The 15,703-nt window shown below is 69.5% G+C and carries 18 protein-coding genes; 13 read left to right on the top strand and 5 right to left on the bottom strand.

Going from position 1 to position 15,703, the window contains the following annotated elements; translation table 11 throughout:
• The first annotated feature begins 49 nt into the window (after positions 1 to 49).
• The 3 genes from JNB_RS09355 to tilS are packed head-to-tail and all read left to right on the top strand — an operon-like array spanning position 50 to position 3,526.
• On the top strand, positions 50 to 1,495 hold the full coding sequence (locus tag JNB_RS09355; protein ID WP_040883676.1) for a D-alanyl-D-alanine carboxypeptidase/D-alanyl-D-alanine-endopeptidase: 1,446 nt from the start codon (positions 50 to 52) through the stop codon (positions 1,493 to 1,495).
• A gap of 8 nt (positions 1,496 to 1,503) precedes the next feature.
• A complete protein-coding gene (locus tag JNB_RS09350; RefSeq protein ID WP_009776202.1) occupies positions 1,504 to 2,550 on the top strand; it encodes a zinc-dependent metalloprotease in 1,047 nt (348 codons plus the stop codon).
• Positions 2,551 to 2,563: 13 nt separating this feature from the next.
• Positions 2,564 to 3,526, top strand: coding sequence for a tRNA lysidine(34) synthetase TilS (gene tilS / locus JNB_RS09345; protein WP_009776201.1), 963 nt, complete (start codon positions 2,564 to 2,566; stop codon positions 3,524 to 3,526).
• A gap of 30 nt (positions 3,527 to 3,556) precedes the next feature.
• Here tilS and JNB_RS09340 read toward each other — a convergent pair whose 3' ends face one another.
• Positions 3,557 to 3,853, bottom strand: a complete 297-nt coding sequence (locus JNB_RS09340) for a putative quinol monooxygenase (protein ID WP_009776200.1) — start codon at positions 3,851 to 3,853, stop codon at positions 3,557 to 3,559.
• Between the two features lie 118 nt (positions 3,854 to 3,971).
• Between JNB_RS09340 and JNB_RS09335 the strand changes: the two genes are divergently transcribed.
• From JNB_RS09335 to JNB_RS09300, 8 genes are all read left to right on the top strand, one after another.
• Positions 3,972 to 4,193 carry a hypothetical protein gene (locus JNB_RS09335; RefSeq protein WP_148232365.1) on the top strand — a complete coding sequence of 74 codons (222 nt, stop codon included), beginning with the start codon at positions 3,972 to 3,974 and terminating at the stop codon, positions 4,191 to 4,193.
• A 105-nt stretch (positions 4,194 to 4,298) separates the two neighbouring features.
• The gene (hpt, locus tag JNB_RS09330) at positions 4,299 to 4,835 is read left to right on the top strand and encodes a hypoxanthine phosphoribosyltransferase (protein WP_202795266.1); all 537 of its coding nucleotides are present in this window, start codon (positions 4,299 to 4,301) and stop codon (positions 4,833 to 4,835) included.
• Positions 4,836 to 4,853: 18 nt separating this feature from the next.
• Positions 4,854 to 5,570, top strand: coding sequence for an MBL fold metallo-hydrolase (locus tag JNB_RS09325; protein ID WP_009776197.1), 717 nt, complete (start codon positions 4,854 to 4,856; stop codon positions 5,568 to 5,570).
• A gap of 175 nt (positions 5,571 to 5,745) precedes the next feature.
• On the top strand, positions 5,746 to 7,869 hold the full coding sequence (gene ftsH, locus JNB_RS09320) for an ATP-dependent zinc metalloprotease FtsH (RefSeq protein ID WP_009776196.1): 2,124 nt from the start codon (positions 5,746 to 5,748) through the stop codon (positions 7,867 to 7,869).
• 61 nt (positions 7,870 to 7,930) lie between these two features.
• Entirely contained in the window at positions 7,931 to 8,512 is a 582-nt protein-coding gene (gene folE, locus JNB_RS09315) for a GTP cyclohydrolase I FolE (protein ID WP_040884507.1), read from the top strand.
• Positions 8,509 to 9,357, top strand: a complete 849-nt coding sequence (folP, locus tag JNB_RS09310; protein ID WP_009776194.1) for a dihydropteroate synthase — start codon at positions 8,509 to 8,511, stop codon at positions 9,355 to 9,357. Before folE ends, folP begins: the two co-directional genes overlap by 4 nt.
• Positions 9,354 to 10,238 (top strand): 2-amino-4-hydroxy-6-hydroxymethyldihydropteridine diphosphokinase, encoded by an 885-nt coding sequence (folK, locus tag JNB_RS09305; protein WP_009776193.1) that lies wholly within the window; start codon positions 9,354 to 9,356, stop codon positions 10,236 to 10,238. The genes folP and folK overlap by 4 nt, the downstream gene beginning before the upstream one ends.
• Positions 10,235 to 10,690 carry a DUF3180 domain-containing protein gene (locus tag JNB_RS09300; RefSeq protein WP_050766595.1) on the top strand — a complete coding sequence of 152 codons (456 nt, stop codon included), beginning with the start codon at positions 10,235 to 10,237 and terminating at the stop codon, positions 10,688 to 10,690. The genes folK and JNB_RS09300 overlap by 4 nt, the downstream gene beginning before the upstream one ends.
• Positions 10,691 to 10,716: 26 nt before the next feature.
• Here the strand turns inward: JNB_RS09300 and JNB_RS20415 are convergent, their stop codons facing one another.
• The 4 genes from JNB_RS20415 to JNB_RS09280 all read right to left on the bottom strand — a co-directional run bounded on the left by JNB_RS20415 (position 10,717) and on the right by JNB_RS09280 (position 14,674).
• On the bottom strand, positions 10,717 to 11,475 hold the full coding sequence (locus tag JNB_RS20415; RefSeq protein ID WP_237700635.1) for a class F sortase: 759 nt from the start codon (positions 11,473 to 11,475) through the stop codon (positions 10,717 to 10,719).
• Positions 11,432 to 12,310 carry a hypothetical protein gene (locus tag JNB_RS21500; RefSeq protein WP_009776190.1) on the bottom strand — a complete coding sequence of 293 codons (879 nt, stop codon included), beginning with the start codon at positions 12,308 to 12,310 and terminating at the stop codon, positions 11,432 to 11,434. Before JNB_RS21500 ends, JNB_RS20415 begins: the two co-directional genes overlap by 44 nt.
• 233 nt (positions 12,311 to 12,543) lie before the next feature.
• A complete protein-coding gene (locus tag JNB_RS09285) occupies positions 12,544 to 13,731 on the bottom strand; it encodes an NADH-quinone oxidoreductase subunit D (protein WP_009776189.1) in 1,188 nt (395 codons plus the stop codon).
• Positions 13,724 to 14,674, bottom strand: coding sequence for an SAM-dependent methyltransferase (locus JNB_RS09280; protein WP_009776188.1), 951 nt, complete (start codon positions 14,672 to 14,674; stop codon positions 13,724 to 13,726). Before JNB_RS09280 ends, JNB_RS09285 begins: the two co-directional genes overlap by 8 nt.
• 22 nt (positions 14,675 to 14,696) lie before the next feature.
• Here JNB_RS09280 and JNB_RS09275 point away from each other — a divergent pair, with 22 nt between their 5' ends.
• Positions 14,697 to 15,023, top strand: coding sequence for a hypothetical protein (locus JNB_RS09275; protein ID WP_040883675.1), 327 nt, complete (start codon positions 14,697 to 14,699; stop codon positions 15,021 to 15,023).
• A gap of 44 nt (positions 15,024 to 15,067) precedes the next feature.
• Positions 15,068 to 15,574 carry an FBP domain-containing protein gene (locus tag JNB_RS09270; protein ID WP_009776186.1) on the top strand — a complete coding sequence of 169 codons (507 nt, stop codon included), beginning with the start codon at positions 15,068 to 15,070 and terminating at the stop codon, positions 15,572 to 15,574.
• Positions 15,575 to 15,703: the final 129 nt, after the last annotated feature.

Genomic DNA, 15,703 nt, shown 5'->3' with positions numbered 1-15,703 from the left:
TCGGGATCATTGTCCCGCATGGATCGGGTGCTGCAGGAAAAGGGGTCGGATGCGACGGGCTGTTGTGGCGGGGGTCACGTGCCTCTTGGTCGGCGGTGTCGGGTATGCCGCCGCCGACGTCGTGGACATCGCTCCCGGCATCCTGACGTACGACGGTGCGCCGGTCGACCCGCCGACACCGACCGGCTCCTCCTCGGCGTCCCCGACGTGGGCTGCGCTGCCGAGCCCGACAGCGTCGGGTGCGTCCGCCCCTCCCTCCGCGGTCGCGGCCGCGGTGCCCACGGCAGCCGGTCTGACCAAGGCCATCGGAGCCCTCAGCAAGGACCCCTGGCTGGGTCCCAGCGTGGGCATCAGCGTGCGCGACGGCCTGACGGGCACCGAGCTGTATGCCGTGCAGCCCAACGTTGCTCGTGCCCCGGCGTCGACGCTCAAGCTCCTCAGCACGCTGGCGGTGACGCAGCACGTCGACCTCGACGCCCGCATGACGACGAAGGTCGTCACCGGCGACACCCCCAACCAGATCGTCCTCGTCGCAGGCGGCGACACCCTGCTTGGCGGGGGCGCCTCGAATCCCACTGCGGTCGAGGGCCGCGCCGGTATCGCGACTCTGGCCGATCAGGTGGCCCAGTCCCTGACCGACCGATCCGCCGGAGCAGTGACCCTGCGGATCGACGCGACGTATGCCGCTGGCCCGCGCTACCCCGCGACGTGGAAGAAGGAGGACATCGCCGCTGGCTTCAGCCAGTCCGTGTCGATGCTCGACCTCGTGTCCCAGCGAGCCGGTGGAGGCAGAGCGGCGCCACGGGTGCCCGAAGCCGGTGTGGCCTCAGCCCTGGCCAAGGCACTCACGGCCCGGGGCCACGCCACGACCGTGCTTCCGCTGTCTGGCCACGGCACGGCCGCGCCGGCCAGTGCCACCGAGCTCGGAGCCGTCGAATCGGCGACCTATGGCGAGCACCTCGAGACCGCACTCCTCCACAGTGACAACGCCCTCACCGAGAACCTCGTCCGCCAGGCGATGGTCGCCGACGGTCAGTCGCCCGCGGCGCCCTTGGCCCCGCCGCAGTTCGTCGTGAAGTCCCTCGCGGAGGCCGGTGTGCCCACTGCCGGGCTCAAGCTCCTCGACGTGAGTGGGCTCTCGCCGGGCCAGACCGTCACCGCCACGGCGCTGTCGGACGTCCTCACCCTGGCCACGACCGGCAAGCTCCCCGAGCTGCGCCGGGCCATCGCCACCCTGCCCGTCTCGGGCCTGAGCGGAAGCCTCTCGGATCGCTACCGAAACAAGCAGACCAAGGGTGTGGCCGGCATACCCCGGGCGAAGACCGGCACGCTCAAGGGCATCTCGAGCCTGGCCGGCACGACCGTCGACGCCGATGGGCGCCTGCTGACGTTCGTCGTCCTCGCCGACCGTGTGCCACCCTCATCGGGAACGCTCGGTGCACGTGCGGCGTTGGACCGGTTCGTCACCGCACTGACTCTGTGCGGCTGCACCTAGGAGGGCACGTGAGCAACAGTTACGTCGACTGGGAGTTCGCCAAGACCACGGGCCGGACCCTGGTCGCTGCGGGTCCGGCGGTGTCGGCCGACGAGGCCGCAGCCGAGGTGGGAGCCATCCACGCGGCCGCCCGCCGGGCGCACGGGCCGGTCGCCGAGACCTCACGCCTCTCCACTCCTGACAGCGCCCCCGAGGCCCTCGTCGTCGACCGCCCGACCTGGATCGCGATGAACGCCGACTCGATGAGCGCCATGCTGGAGCCGGCCTTCGAGCAGATCGTGAGCAAGCGCGGCGGTGCGCCCAGCGGTGTCGGCGCGGCCATCGGCGGCAAGGTCACGGGGGCCGAGGCCGGTGCGCTGCTCGCGTTCATGTCGAGCAAGGTGCTGGGTCAGTACGACCTCGCGCCCGGCGGCACTCCCTCCCTGTTGCTCGTGGCGCCCAACCTCGTCCAGACCCAGCGCGAGCTCGGTGTCGACGCCGAGGACTTCCGCGCGTGGGTCTGCATGCACGAGGAGACGCACCGCGTGCAGTTCACCGCCGTGCCGTGGCTGCGTGACCACATGATCGCCGAGGCCCGCCAGCTCGCGACCGACATGGCGCCCGACCCCGAGCGCGTCCAAGAGCTGGCCAAGCGCCTCACCGAGAAGCTCCCCGAGCTCTTCAGCAGCGGCTCCGGTGGTCTCACCGACCTCGTGACGACGCCCGAGCAGCGCGCCAAGCTCGCCGAGCTCACCGCGGTCATGTCGCTCCTCGAGGGTCACGCCGACGTCGTCATGGATGACGTGGGCCCGGCCCACATCCCGTCGGTCGCGCAGATCCGCGCAAAGTTCACCGAGCGCCGCAAGGGTGCCGGGGCGGTCGACAAGATGCTGCGCCGCCTGCTCGGGCTCGAGGCCAAGATGCGGCAGTACAAGGACGGCGCGGCGTTCGTTCGTGGTGTGCAGGAGAAGGTCGGCGTCGAGGGCTTCAACGCGATCTGGACCTCGCCCGACACTCTGCCCAAGCCGCTCGAGATCACCGATCCGGCGGCCTGGGTCACGCGCGTGCACGGCTGAGCTGGCCTGTCCCGTGAGTGGTCCGCACCCGTCGACGGCGAAGGTCCGGTATGCCGTCCGCTCATCTCTGGCGGACATTGCACCTGACGCTGTCGTCCTCGTGGCGTGCAGCGGGGGCGGGGACTCGATGGCGCTGGCCGAGGCGGTGGCCCACGAGGCTCGGCGGGCGTCGTGGTCGGCAGGTGCCGTGGTCGTCGACCACGGGCTGCAGGCAGGGTCCGCCGACGTGGCAGCGCGGGCTGCTGGTCGCCTGCGAGACCTGGGGCTGGGTCCGGTCGTCGTGGAACGAGTTGCGGTGGTGGACAACGGTTCCGGACTCGAGTCTGCGGCCCGAGATGCCCGGTATGCCGCGTTGTCCGGTGTCGCCGACCGGCTCGGTGCCGCTGTGGTCGTCGTGGGCCACACGCTCGAGGACCAGGCCGAGCAGGTGCTGCTGGGGCTCGTCCGAGGCTCGGGCGCGCGGTCCTTGGCCGGAATGGCGTCGGTGCGCGGGATCTATCGACGGCCCCTGTTGGGGGTGACGCGGGCCGAGTGCCGCGAGTCGCTCAAGGCCGAAGGCGTTGAGTGGTGGGACGACCCGATGAACGATGACGCAGCCTTCACGCGGGTGCGCGCACGCCGGGCCGTCGCCGACCTCGAGGCTGACCTCGGGCCGGGAATCGTTGCAGCACTGGGGCGTTCGGCCGATCAGCTCCGTGAGGACGCCGACTTCCTCGACTCGTTGGCCGACGATGCAGTTGCGGCGCTGGGCCCTGGGCCATGGGAGGTCACCCAGCTGGCCGCGCTGCCTCGGGCGGTGCGCAGCCGCGTGTGGCGAAGGCTCCTCATCGCGGCCGGTGCGCCGGCCGGGCAGGTGAGCACCCGGCATACCGACGCGTGTGACAGCTTGGTGGTCGACTGGCGCGGACAGGGCGCGGCCCACGTCCCGGGCCCCTTGCGCGTGTCGCGGACCGACGGTCGCATCCACCTCGCCTGAGGCCTGAGGGCCGAGCCCCGGTGCGTGCGGTCAGCCCTCGACGGGGGTCAGCGGGTGGATGGCCACCTCGCCGGCGAGCGCATCGCCGGCCGCGGCAAAGGCCGCCGCAACGTGAGGCGTCTTCATGTGGGCATCCAGTGCGTCCTGGCCCGTCCATCGCTCAACAGTGACGAAGACCCCGGGAGCTGCGGCCGATTCGTAGAGGTCGTAGGCCACGCATCCCTCTTCCCGCCGGGTGGCCTCGGCGAGCTGGTTCAGCGGACCACGCATCGCCTCGACGTGCTCGGGCTTCACGGGGATGGTCGCGACGACGTTGAGCTCGCTCATGGGAAGGGCCTCTCGTGGATGTGCCCGTTTCCGGGGTCTGTTTCGCACTCTAGGGCCAGGCACGCGTCGCGCGGGTCGTTCAGCCGATCGGGATCAGTTCGGCGCCTGCGTGCAGGCGGTGACGAAGGCGTCGGCCTCGGGGGAGTGCGGCGCCTGGATCTCGGTGCGCAGGGCGATCGAGCGGACACGTGAGGAGCTGGTAGCGCTGCTTACCTTCGTCCAAGTGGGTGGAGCGCTGATGATCGCGATCGGCCTGATCGGGACCCTGGTCCTCCTCGGACGCCGCCCCCGCGTGATCGCAGGGGACACGTCGGCGGTGGCCGAGGTGACATCCGGGTGATCCCCGGGTGTCCTCCGGTTGGTCGCGTCCGGTTGACTAGGACGCGACCAACCGGTTTGACCCAGGAACGACACAACCAGGGAGTGCACCGTGGACGCTGCCCACATGGGGGCCGACCTCGAGCGGGTCCTCATCACCGAGGACGAGATCCAGGCCAAGCTCGGCGAGCTCGCGCAGGAGATCGCCAAGGAGTATGCCGGCAAGGACCTGCTCCTCGTCGGCGTCCTCAAGGGAGCGGTGATGGTCATGGCCGACCTCATGCGCGCCCTGCCGATGACCGCTCCCGTCGACTGGATGGCGGTCTCGTCCTATGGGTCGGGCACCAAGAGCTCCGGCGTCGTCCGCATCCTCAAGGACCTCGACGCCGACATCTCCGGCAAGCACGTCCTCATCGTCGAGGACATCGTCGACTCCGGCCTGACCCTCTCGTGGATCAAGGCCAACCTCGAGTCCCGCAAGCCGGCCTCCGTCGAGATCGTCACCCTGCTGCGCAAGCCCGAGGCCGCCAAGGTCGAGGTCGACGTCAAGTGGGTCGGGTTCGACATCCCCAACGAGTTCGTCGTCGGCTACGGCCTCGACTACGCCGAGCAGTACCGCGGCCTCCGCCAGGTCGGCACCCTCGCCCCGCACGTCTACAGCTGACGGCGAAGGCGCCCTGACATGGCCACGGACCTGGTCGTCGAGCTCGCTCCCGGTGTGTGGCGCATTCGTTTGCTGCGCGACTTCATCAACGGGTTCATCTTCCGCGACGACGACGGCCAGGTGACCTTGGTCGACATGGGCCTGAAGTCCCACGGCCCCAAGGTCGTTGCAGCGCTCGCCGCCATCGGCTCCGGCCCGAGCGACGTGACGCGCCTCCTGCTCACCCACGCGCACCCCGACCATGCCGGCGGTGCCGCCCACGTCCAGCGCGAGACCGGCAAGCCGTTCGGCATCCACGAGGACGACGCCGAGTTCGCCCGCAGCGGTCAGTCGCCACCGCGCGACGACACCCTGCGGATCGGCGCCCTCGCCAACCGGCTCATGGGTGGCCGCCAGGCCTTCGAGCCGATCGAGGTCGGCGAGACGTTCGTCGACGGCCAGATCGTGCCCGTTGCCGGTGGCCTCGAGGTGGTCCACACTCCCGGGCACTCACCCGGCCACGCGGCATACCTTCACCGCGACAGCGGCGTCCTCATCACCGGCGACTCGATCTTCAACGTGCGTGGGCTCCGGTGGCCGGTCAAGGCGTTCTGCACCAACTTCGTCATGACCATGCAGACGGCCGAGCGCCTGACGACCCTCGACTACACGACTGCCGCCTTCACCCACGGAGCCGAGCTGCGCGACAACCCGCGGGCCGCGATCGGCGACTTTCTGGCCCACCACCGCAGCTGAGCGCGAAGGCATCGCGGAACACGCGGCATACGCCGGTCGTTGTCCCGAGCGGACACGCCCCGTGGAGCCAGCCTTGAAGACGGGTAGCGTGTGCACCCAGACCTGTGCCGCCCGAGCGCGCACGGTGATTTCGCTGATCAGGAGGACGTGGGGCCACTGGCCCCATTCACATTTCATGGATGCCAAGCGCGTGTTCAAGACCCCGTTGTTCTGGGTCCTTGCCGTCATCGCCATCACCGTGGTGATGTTCTCGCTCGGGGGTGACGGAGGCTACGCGACGATCGACACCGCGAAGGCCGAGAAGCTCATCACCGAGAAGAAGGTCGACAAGGCCGAGCTCACCAGTGACAACGTCCTCAAGCTCGACCTCAAGAAGGACGCGGCGTACTCCGACAAGAGCGCCAACATCACCGACGCCGACAAGGTGCAGGCCGAGTTCGTCGACGCTCGTGCGGAGTCCCTCGTCGCGCTGGTCTCGGCCAACGAGCCGACCAACGGCTACAACGACAAGCGCGAGTCCCAGAACCCCTTCTTCACGATCTTCATCAGCATCTTCCCGATCCTGCTGCTCGTCGGACTCTTCTGGTTCATGATGAGCCAGGCCCAGGGCGGCGGCTCCCGCGTCATGCAGTTCGGCAAGTCCAAGGCCAAGCTCGCCACCAAGGACACGCCCAAGGTCACCTTCGACGACGTCGCCGGCGCGGACGAGGCGGTGCAGGAGCTCTACGAGATCAAGGAGTTCCTCTCCGACCCGGCCAAGTTCCTCGCCGTCGGAGCCAAGATCCCCAAGGGCGTCCTCCTCTATGGCCCTCCCGGAACCGGCAAGACCCTCCTCGCGCGCGCCGTCGCCGGCGAGGCCGGGGTGCCGTTCTACTCGATCTCCGGTTCGGACTTCGTCGAGATGTTCGTCGGTGTCGGTGCCTCGCGTGTCCGTGACCTCTTCGAACAGGCCAAGGCCAACGCGCCCGCCATCGTCTTCGTCGACGAGATCGACGCCGTCGGTCGCCACCGTGGCGCCGGAATGGGTGGCGGTCACGACGAGCGCGAGCAGACACTCAACCAGCTGCTCGTCGAGATGGACGGCTTCGACGTCAAGACCAACGTCATCCTCATCGCGGCGACCAACCGCCCCGACATCCTCGACCCAGCCCTGCTGCGCCCGGGACGCTTCGACCGCCAGATCGCCGTCGAGGCCCCGGACATGCTCGGTCGCCACCGCATCCTCGAGGTCCACTCGCAGGGCAAGCCGATGGCTCCCGGTGTCGACCTGCTCGCCGTCGCCCGACGCACCCCCGGCTTCACCGGTGCCGACCTCGCCAACGTCCTCAACGAGGCCGCGCTCCTCACGGCCCGCACGGACAAGAAGCTCATCGACGACTTCACCCTCGACGAGGCCATCGACCGCGTCATCGCCGGTCCGCAGAAGAAGACGCGGATCATGTCGGCCAAGGAACGCAAGATCACGGCCTACCACGAGGGTGGCCACGCGCTCGTCGCCTCGGCGATGAACAACACCGACCCCGTCACCAAGGTGACGATCCTGCCGCGCGGTCGCGCCCTCGGCTACACGATGGTCATGCCGCTCGACGACAAGTACTCCACGTCGCGCAACGAGATCCTCGACCAGCTCGCCTACGCCCTCGGTGGCCGCGTCGCGGAAGAGATCATCTTCCACGACCCGACGACCGGCGCCGCCAACGACATCGAGAAGGCCACCGCGATGGCCCGCAAGATGGTCACCGAGTACGGCATGAGCGAGCGCGTCGGCGCCATCAAGCTCGGCCAGTCGCAGGGTGAGGTCTTCCTCGGTCGCGACCTGGGCCACCAGCGTGACTACTCCGAGAAGATCGCCGGCATCGTCGACGAAGAGGTGCGTTCGCTCATCGAGGCCGCGCACGACGAGGCGTGGCACGCGATCAATGACAACCGCGACCTGCTCGACCGGCTCGTCCTCGATCTCCTCGACCAGGAGACCCTGAACCAGAAGGAGCTCGCCGTCCACTTCGATGGCATCGTCAAGCGCCCCGTGCGTCCGACGTGGCTCTCGAGCGAGCACCGCGGCATCTCCCACCAGCCGCCCGTGATGACGCCTGCCGAGCAGGCCGCACTCAACGGCCACGACGCGTCCGGCGCTCCCGCCGGCGCCCGGGTCAACGAGGGCGACCCGTCGACCACGGCCGCGATCGACAAGGCCGCCACCGAAGGTGCGCACCCGGCAACTGCTGTCGGGGAGGAGCACCCGACGACTCAGGTGATCGAGGTTCCCGAGGGCCAGCGTGTCGACCCCGAAGGGCACTGAGCCCGGGTCGGCTCCGGTCGACGCACCCGAGACGCCTGACACCCGCGACGAGGTCGACAGCGTGCCCGCACGGCAGGTCGACCACGAGCGCGCCCGGGCAGCCGTGCGCGAACTGCTCTTCGCGATCGGGGAGGACCCCGATCGCGAAGGTCTGCGTGACACTCCCGATCGCGTCGCGCGCGCCGCAACCCAGTTGTATGCCGGCCTGTCCCAGGACCCGAGCGACGTCCTGTCCGCGCGATTCTCGATCGACCACGAAGAGCTCATCATCGTGCGCGACATCGAGATCTTCTCGACGTGCGAGCATCACCTGCTGCCCTTCCACGGCGTCGCCCACGTCGGCTACATCCCGGCGCCCGACGGCACCGTGACCGGCCTGTCCAAGCTGGCCCGTCTCGTCGACGTCTTCGCCCGCCGCCCCCAGGTGCAGGAGCGCATCACCACGCAGGTGGCGGACGCGCTCGTCGAGCACCTGGGCGTTCAGGGTGTCATCGTCGTCATCGAGGCCGAGCACCTCTGCATGTCCATGCGGGGCGTGCACAAGCCCGGCTCCCGCACCATCACGTCGGCCGTCCGAGGCCAGTTGCGCGACCCCGCCACCCGGGCAGAGGCGATGTCGCTCCTGCTCGGCGGCAAGCGGTGATCTCGCTCGTCGCCGGTCCGCGTCCCCTAGTCATGGGGGTCGTCAACGTCACCCCCGACTCATTCAGCGATGGTGGGGAGTGGTTCGAGCCGGAGGCGGCGATTGCTCACGGGCGTGAGCTCATCGCTGCTGGCGCCGATCTCATCGACGTCGGTGGGGAGTCCACCCGGCCGGGAGCCGAGCGTCCTGCGGTCGAGGAGGAGCTGCGCCGGGTCGTCCCCGTCGTCCAGGCTCTCGCAGCCGAGGGTGTGGTCATCTCGATCGACACGATGCGCGCATCCGTCGCCTCTGCGGCCATCGACGCCGGGGCAGCCCTCGTCAACGACGTCAGCGGAGGCCTCGCCGACGGTGAGATGGCAGCGCTCGTGGCGCAGGCCGGCATACCCTTCATCGCCATGCACTGGCGCGGACACAGCACCGACATGCAGTCGCGTGCGGTCTATGACGACGTCGTCACCGACGTGTGCTCCGAGTTGACCGCGCGCGTGGAAGCGTTGCAGGAGAGCGGAGTTCGGGCCGAGAACATCATCCTTGACCCGGGTTTCGGGTTCGCCAAGAACGCTGCGCACAACTGGGCACTGCTCCGCCGGCTCGACGCACTCGTCGTGCTGGGCCACCCCCTCCTCGTGGGCACGTCGCGCAAGGCCTTCCTCGGGCGGCTCGGCCGACCCGAGGGTGCGCAGCCCAGCCCGCCCTCGGAGCGAGACCTCACCACGGCGGTGACGTCGTTCCACGCTGCACGGCACGGCGCGTGGGCCGTGCGCGTCCACGACGTGGCCGCCACCATCCAGGCGCTCGACGTGGCCGACGCGCTGCGCGAACCCCACGACGAGGAGACGGCATGAGCGATCGGATCTCTCTCAAGGGCATCTCGGCCAAGGGTTTTCACGGCGTCCTCGACTTCGAGAAGCGTGACGGCCAGACCTTTGTCGTCGACGTGGAGATGGAGGTCGACCTCGCGCCGGCTGGCACGAGCGACGACCTCATCGACACGGTCAACTACGCCGAGGTCGCTGGTGACATCGTCGACCTCATCGCCGGGGAGTCGCTCGACCTCATCGAGGCCCTGGCTGACCGCATCGCCGCCAAGGTCCTCACCCGCCCTCTCGTCGAGGCCGTCGTCGTGACCGTGCACAAGCCCCAGGCGCCCGTCGGCCATCCGTTCACGGACGTGGCCGTCAGCGTCGAGCGGCTGCGCGAGACGCCGGTCGTCATCGCCATCGGATCCAACCTCGGTGAGTCGGTCGAGACCATCCAGAACGCCGTCGGTTCGCTCTGGCTCGCCCTGGAGCTCAAGGGTGCCTCGCGCGTCTACGAAACCGCACCCGTGGGCGGACCGGCCCAGGCGGCATACCTCAACGCTGTTGTCGTCGGAACGACGTCCATGTCTCCCCAGCGGTTGCTGCGCACGATGCAGGACATCGAGCTCGACAACGGTCGGGTCCGCAAGGAGCGGTGGGGGCCGCGCACGCTCGACCTCGACCTCATCCAGTACGGCGACCCCGTCTTCGACACCGACGTGCGCCTCGAGACCGAGGCGCTGACGCTGCCGCACCCGCGAGCCCATGAGCGCGGATTCGTTCTCGTCCCGTGGGCCGATGCCGACTCCGAGGCGACGCTGCGTGTCGACGGTGAGGTGCGTCGGGTCGCTGAGCTCGTGGCCGAGGTCGGCACGGCTGGCGTCACCCTCGGACCCGACGTCGACCTGTTGGAGGACGGGTGGTGACCGGGCACGGCGTCCGCGCTCGGTCGGCGGTCGTCGTGGCCCTCGTCGTCGGGCTCGCGTCGTGGCTGTTGTGGCACCTCGTCACCGGCGACGGCAACCTCGTCCCGCGCCCGTCGTGGCTCGCCGCAGTGCTGCTCGCGGGCATGGCAGCCTTTGTCGTCGGCTTCGCCTGGCCCGTGCGTGCCTATCTCACTGGTCGTTCCACGCGGCGGCTCGATCCGTTGCGCGCTGCGCGCGTCGTCGTGCTCGCCCAGGCGGCCACCCTCACTGGCGCTGCTGCCGCTGGTTGGTATGCCGGTCAGCTGGCCGTCGCACTGAGTGACCTCTCGCTCGTGGCCAATGCCGACCGCACGTGGCGGCTGGCCATCCTCGTGGGCTCGGCTGCCGTGCTGTGCATTGCCGGGCTGGTGGGACAGCACTGGTGCCGCGTCGACCCGCCGAGTGACGACTAGAGCTGCACGTGGCGCGGTAGGAGACGTCAGGCGAGGGACGCCCAGACGACCCAGTTGCCCTTGTAGTGCCCGCCCTGGACCGGGGTGTCGGGGTCGCAGGTGATGAGTCGCAGGAGGGGAGCGGGATTGCTCGCGTCCCAGATGGAGTCGTCGGCGGGGACGGCCTTCTTCGACAGGGCCTGGGACCTGGTGGCGGTGAAGGTCACGGTCTGCCCGGACGTGTAGATCACGGTGATCCTGTCGCCGGTCCTGACCTTCGTGAGGTGGCCGAAGGTGTCGAGCTGGAGCTTGGGGGAGCGGCGGTTGATGTGGCCGGCCAGGATCGAGGCGCCGGGCCAGCCCGGCTTGGCCCATCCCTTCTCGGCGTACCAGCCGGCGACACCGAACGGCGGGGCGAGCACGCCCTTGGAGTCGAGGCGGCTGGGGACGAGGTTGGCGTCGACCAGGGTCTTGCCACTCGTGCTGACGACGACGACCCGCTGGGGTTCGCCTTGCGGTTTCACCGTGGACGGGCCGAAGGCAGGCGGTGCGCTCTGCCGCGCGGTGGTGGGTGTCGCCGTGGGACTGCTGCTCACGGTCAGTGAGGGCGTCGCGCTCGGCGTTGAGACGTGGGGTGAGGTGGTGGCGGCCGGGGCCTGGCTCTGCGGCAGCTCCTGAGAGTCACCACGAGAGGCCAGGCCCCAGACGACCAGGGCGACAACGGCGGCGACGGCCGCAACTGCCGCGATCAGCCGCCGTCGGTCAGCGGCGAGTGCCACGACGACGGGCGACCTGGGAAGCGGCACCCAGGATGAGGATCGAACCGGCGCCAGCGGCGGCGAGCGGCAGCCAGGTCGGCGAAGTGGGCTGAGCCGCGTCGGTCTGCACGACGTCCGGCCGAACGGGTCCGGAGGGTGTCGGGGTGGGGGTCGTCGTGGCAGCCTGGGCAGTCACCTGGTCGATGGTCAGGTCCTGGTCCTCGGCAGGGGTGCACTCGAAGGAGGTGAACGGACCCTCTGGATCGCCGACGAACGCCAGGAGGTCGCCCGCCGCGTAGGTGTAGGCGCCAGCCTTTGCGGCCTTGAACGACTCCGCCTCACCCGTGCCCGTCGCGGTGAAGCTGCCATCCCCGCCGCCGAACTTGTCGAAGTCGAAGATGGCCTCGCGGCTCTGACCGTCTTCCTCGATGCCGGCGTCGAGAAGCGCCAAGGCCTGTGCGGTCGGGAGGTCGATGTCGGCGAGGGCCGCCGTGACCGTCGCGGCCGGGAAGGTGATGGTCGTGGTCAACGGGGACAACTCGACCGTGGACCCGACGGGAACGACCGCGTCGTCGCCGATGGCGGAGTCGAAGACCGCCGTGACCGCAAGGTCGGGGATCTCCTCGAACGGGAGCTCGTCGGCGAGCGCCTCCAGAGCCTTCAGGGCCGAGGTGTCGCCACCCCTGGCCTTCTCGATCGCCTTGCGAGCGGTGTCGGACAGCTCGCCCGCGGGAAGGTCCGCGGGGACGAGGGTGGCCGTGCACGTGTAGTCGAGCGAACCGGACTCGGCGTGTGCCGGAGCAGTGGCCAGGAAGCTCAGGCCCGACAGGGCGGCAGTGGCGGCGGTGGCTGCACCCAGGGTGCGCAGCGTCAGGGCAGGCATGGAAGCCAACTTTCGAGAGGGTCGGAGAGGTGGATCGGGCGGGTCAAGGTGGATACGCGTGGGCGGAAACCCCGGTGCCCCCGCAGGCAGGATATTGAGTCCGCCCTGCTTCGGTGCTGCTTTCGCCGTATTGGTGCTGGTCAGCGACGGGTTGTCAGAGCTCGGTGTGCCGTTGACCGCCTGGGCGAGACCCTGCACCGTGACCGGCGAACCGGCAGTGAGGGAGGTGGGGGCTACTTGTCGACGTCGCCGACGACGAAGAAGGTCGAGCCGAGGATGGCCACCATGTCGGAAACCAGTGTCCCGGGGAGCAATTCGGTGAGCACCTGCACATTGTTGAACGACGCCGACCGCAGCTTGAGGCGCCACGGCGTCTTCTCTCCGCGGGACACGAGGAAGTAGCCGTTGAAGCCGAGCGGGTTCTCGGTGGCGACATAGGTCTCGCCCTCGGGGACCTTCAGCACCTTGGGCAGCCGCTGGTTGACCGGACCGGGCGCCATCGAGCCGAGCACCGACAGGCAGTGCTCGACGAGGTCGAGGCTGACGTGCACCTGCTCGAGCAGCACCTCGAGCCGTGAGAGGCAGTCGCCGGCGGGGCGCGTGACGACACGACCTGGACCGCCCTCACCGAACAGCTCGCCATAGGCGAGATAGGGCTGGTCACGTCGCAGGTCGATGTCCACGCCCGAGGCGCGCGCGATCGGACCCGAGACCCCGTAGGCCGCAACGGTCGCCGCGTCGAGGACTCCCACCCCGCGCGTGCGGGCGGTGAGGATCTCGTTGCCGATGAGCATCGACTCGAGGTCGGGCAGGCGACCGCGGACGGCCTGGACCGCGGAGTCCACGCGACCCAGCCAACCGGCCGGCACGTCCTCCTTGAGGCCACCCACGCGGTTGAACATGTAGTGCATCCGCCCGCCGGACGCCTCCTCCATGACCGCCTGCAGCTCCTCGCGCTCGCGGAATGCATAGAAGACAGGAGTGATCGCGCCGAGCTCCAGCGGGTAGGACCCGAGGAACATCAAGTGGCTGAGGACGCGGTTGAGCTCGGCGAGCATCGTCCGCAGCCACACCGCGCGCTCGGGCACCTCCATGCCGAGCATCTCCTCGACCGCGAGCACCACACCCAGCTCGTTGCTGAACGCGCTGAGCCAGTCGTGGCGGTTGGCGAGCACGATGATCTGCCGGTAGTCGCGGACCTCGAAGAGCTTCTCGGCGCCCCGGTGCATGTAGCCGATGATCGGCTCCGCGTGGACGATGCGCTCTCCGTCGAGCGTGAGGCGCAGGCGCAGGACGCCGTGGGTGGCCGGGTGCTGCGGCCCGATGTTGAGCACCATGTCGGCCGTCGCGAACCCACCGGCGCCGACGGCGACGGTCTGTGTCTTCACAGTCCCCGTGGGTGCGGTCGTCGGCTCAGGCATGGCCCCGAGTATGCCGCGTCACGGCCCAGTGGAACCCGCCGAGTCCGTGTGGGTCGGTGAGCGCGGCGATCGTCGAGGTCCGGCCGAGGGCTCGGACGTAGCCGAGGGGGTCGGTGCTGGCGCTCGCATGGTCGGGCGTGGTGGCCGTGAGGCCGAGCCGGTGGAAGAGGTCACGCTGCGTCACGACCTCGTCGGCGCCGAGCGAATCGGTGGCGACGTGGGCGGTGAGGTCGCGCTGTCCGTCCGGGACCGGATTGGTCAGGACTCCTTCCCGGTATGCCGTGAGCGAGCCTTCCGTGGGTCGGGTCGCCTTCGTGTGGCCGTAGTCCACGGCGATGGTGGTGCCAGTTCGATTGCGGGACAACAGGTCTCGCCACGCCAGGTCACGACCGAGGCCGATCTCGACCCGTTCGCCTGCCTCCGTGGCCGGCCACCAACTGTCGGCCCAGGCGCGGTCGGGCTCCGCGAGCTCGCCGCCGAGCGTTTCTGTCCCCGCCTCGTCGACGAGGACCTCTCGCAGGACTCCGTCGGCATCGACCTCGGCGATCGTGCACGGGACGACGTCGAGCCACTCGTGCGCGAGGACGAGGGCGTCGAGGTCGTGCAGCTCATCAGGCACGGCCGAGCCGCCGGGGGAGCGGAGCCAGTCCACGGATGTCGGGAGACTGGGGGGACGCTCGACCACGTCGACGCCCACCAGCTCGAGGTCGGGCCGAATGCTGTGGAGGTGCGTCAAGAGCTCGCCGCGCCCGCACGCAAGGTCGACCACCCGGCATACGCCGGCTTCGTCGGCAAGGCGACCCACGACGTCGGCGAGGACGGCACCCAGCCCGCCGTGCGCCGAGGTCGTGAAATGCCCCGCAGGTCCCTCATCGCGGCGATAGAACCCGTCCGGCCCATAGAGCGCGTCCCACCACGCGTCACGCCAAGGTCGAGGGTTCACGAGGCAACCCTAGGATCACGGCATGGGGCGCGTTGGGGGAGTGGTGTGGCGAGCGATCGTGCTTGCCATCGTGATGACGCCACTTGCCGTCGTGCCACTCGTCGTTTTCCTCGTCGGCGCCACCACCTTTGGCGCTGACCGCGGCTGGTGGGATGGCGATGCGACGTGGAACGACGGGGAAGGTACGTGGGCATTGGCCGTGGGTGGCGCGCTGATGGCCGTCATCGTCGTGCTCGGCCTGGCCCTCGGTCGCGCCCTCACCCAAGGACGGCGGCGTGATCTGCCGTGGGTGCTCCTGGTGGGATGTCTGGTTCCGGTGCTGACCTGGCTGGGCTTCACTGCGACGTAGGGCCGAAATCCGTTCGCATCTCGCGGGGAGCGGAGGCAGACTCGATGCACGTGAACCCCTTGACCGAGAACGAGATCCGCAACAGCTTCGTCAATGCCTCGAAGCGTGAGGTGTCCCAGGCGAGTCTGCCCGACCTCGAGAGCCTCGACTGGGACCGGCTGGAATACCTCGGGTGGCGCGACAGCAAACGGCCGCTCGGCTACGCCGTGGTCGTGATCGATGACGTGGCGACCGGCGTCATCCTGCGCGCTGCACCCCCGGCCACTGCGCTGGGAGGTCGACGACGGAGCGCGATCTGCGCCTGGTGCGAGGACCCGATCGAGACGCAGGACGTGAGCCTGTATGTCGCCAAGCGGGGCGGGGCTGCCGGGCGCAAGGGCGACACGGTCGGCACGCTGATCTGCACGGAGTTCATCTGCTCGAAGAACGTGCGCCGCAAGCCGACGTTCACCGAGCTCGGCTCCGACGACCCGACAGCGCGGGAGCAGTTCATCGCGCGCCGCATCGAGGGGCTGCGGAGCCGCTCGGCCAAGTTCGTCGCTGCCATCTGACCCCGCGCACCCGTGGCCCGGGACGAGCACCTTGTGACGAGGCGACCACGTCTGCCCGGTCGCCTGGCCAAAATCTGGTCGGGTGGCGCCTGCCGGGGCCGCTCAGGCACCCAAGGCCTAGGTTTGGGG

The organism is Janibacter sp. HTCC2649, assembly GCF_000152705.1.
In the GTDB taxonomy this organism is placed as follows: domain Bacteria; phylum Actinomycetota; class Actinomycetes; order Actinomycetales; family Dermatophilaceae; genus Knoellia.
Note: the sequence above shows the minus strand (reverse complement) of the source record. Positions and strands in the feature narration are given on the sequence as shown.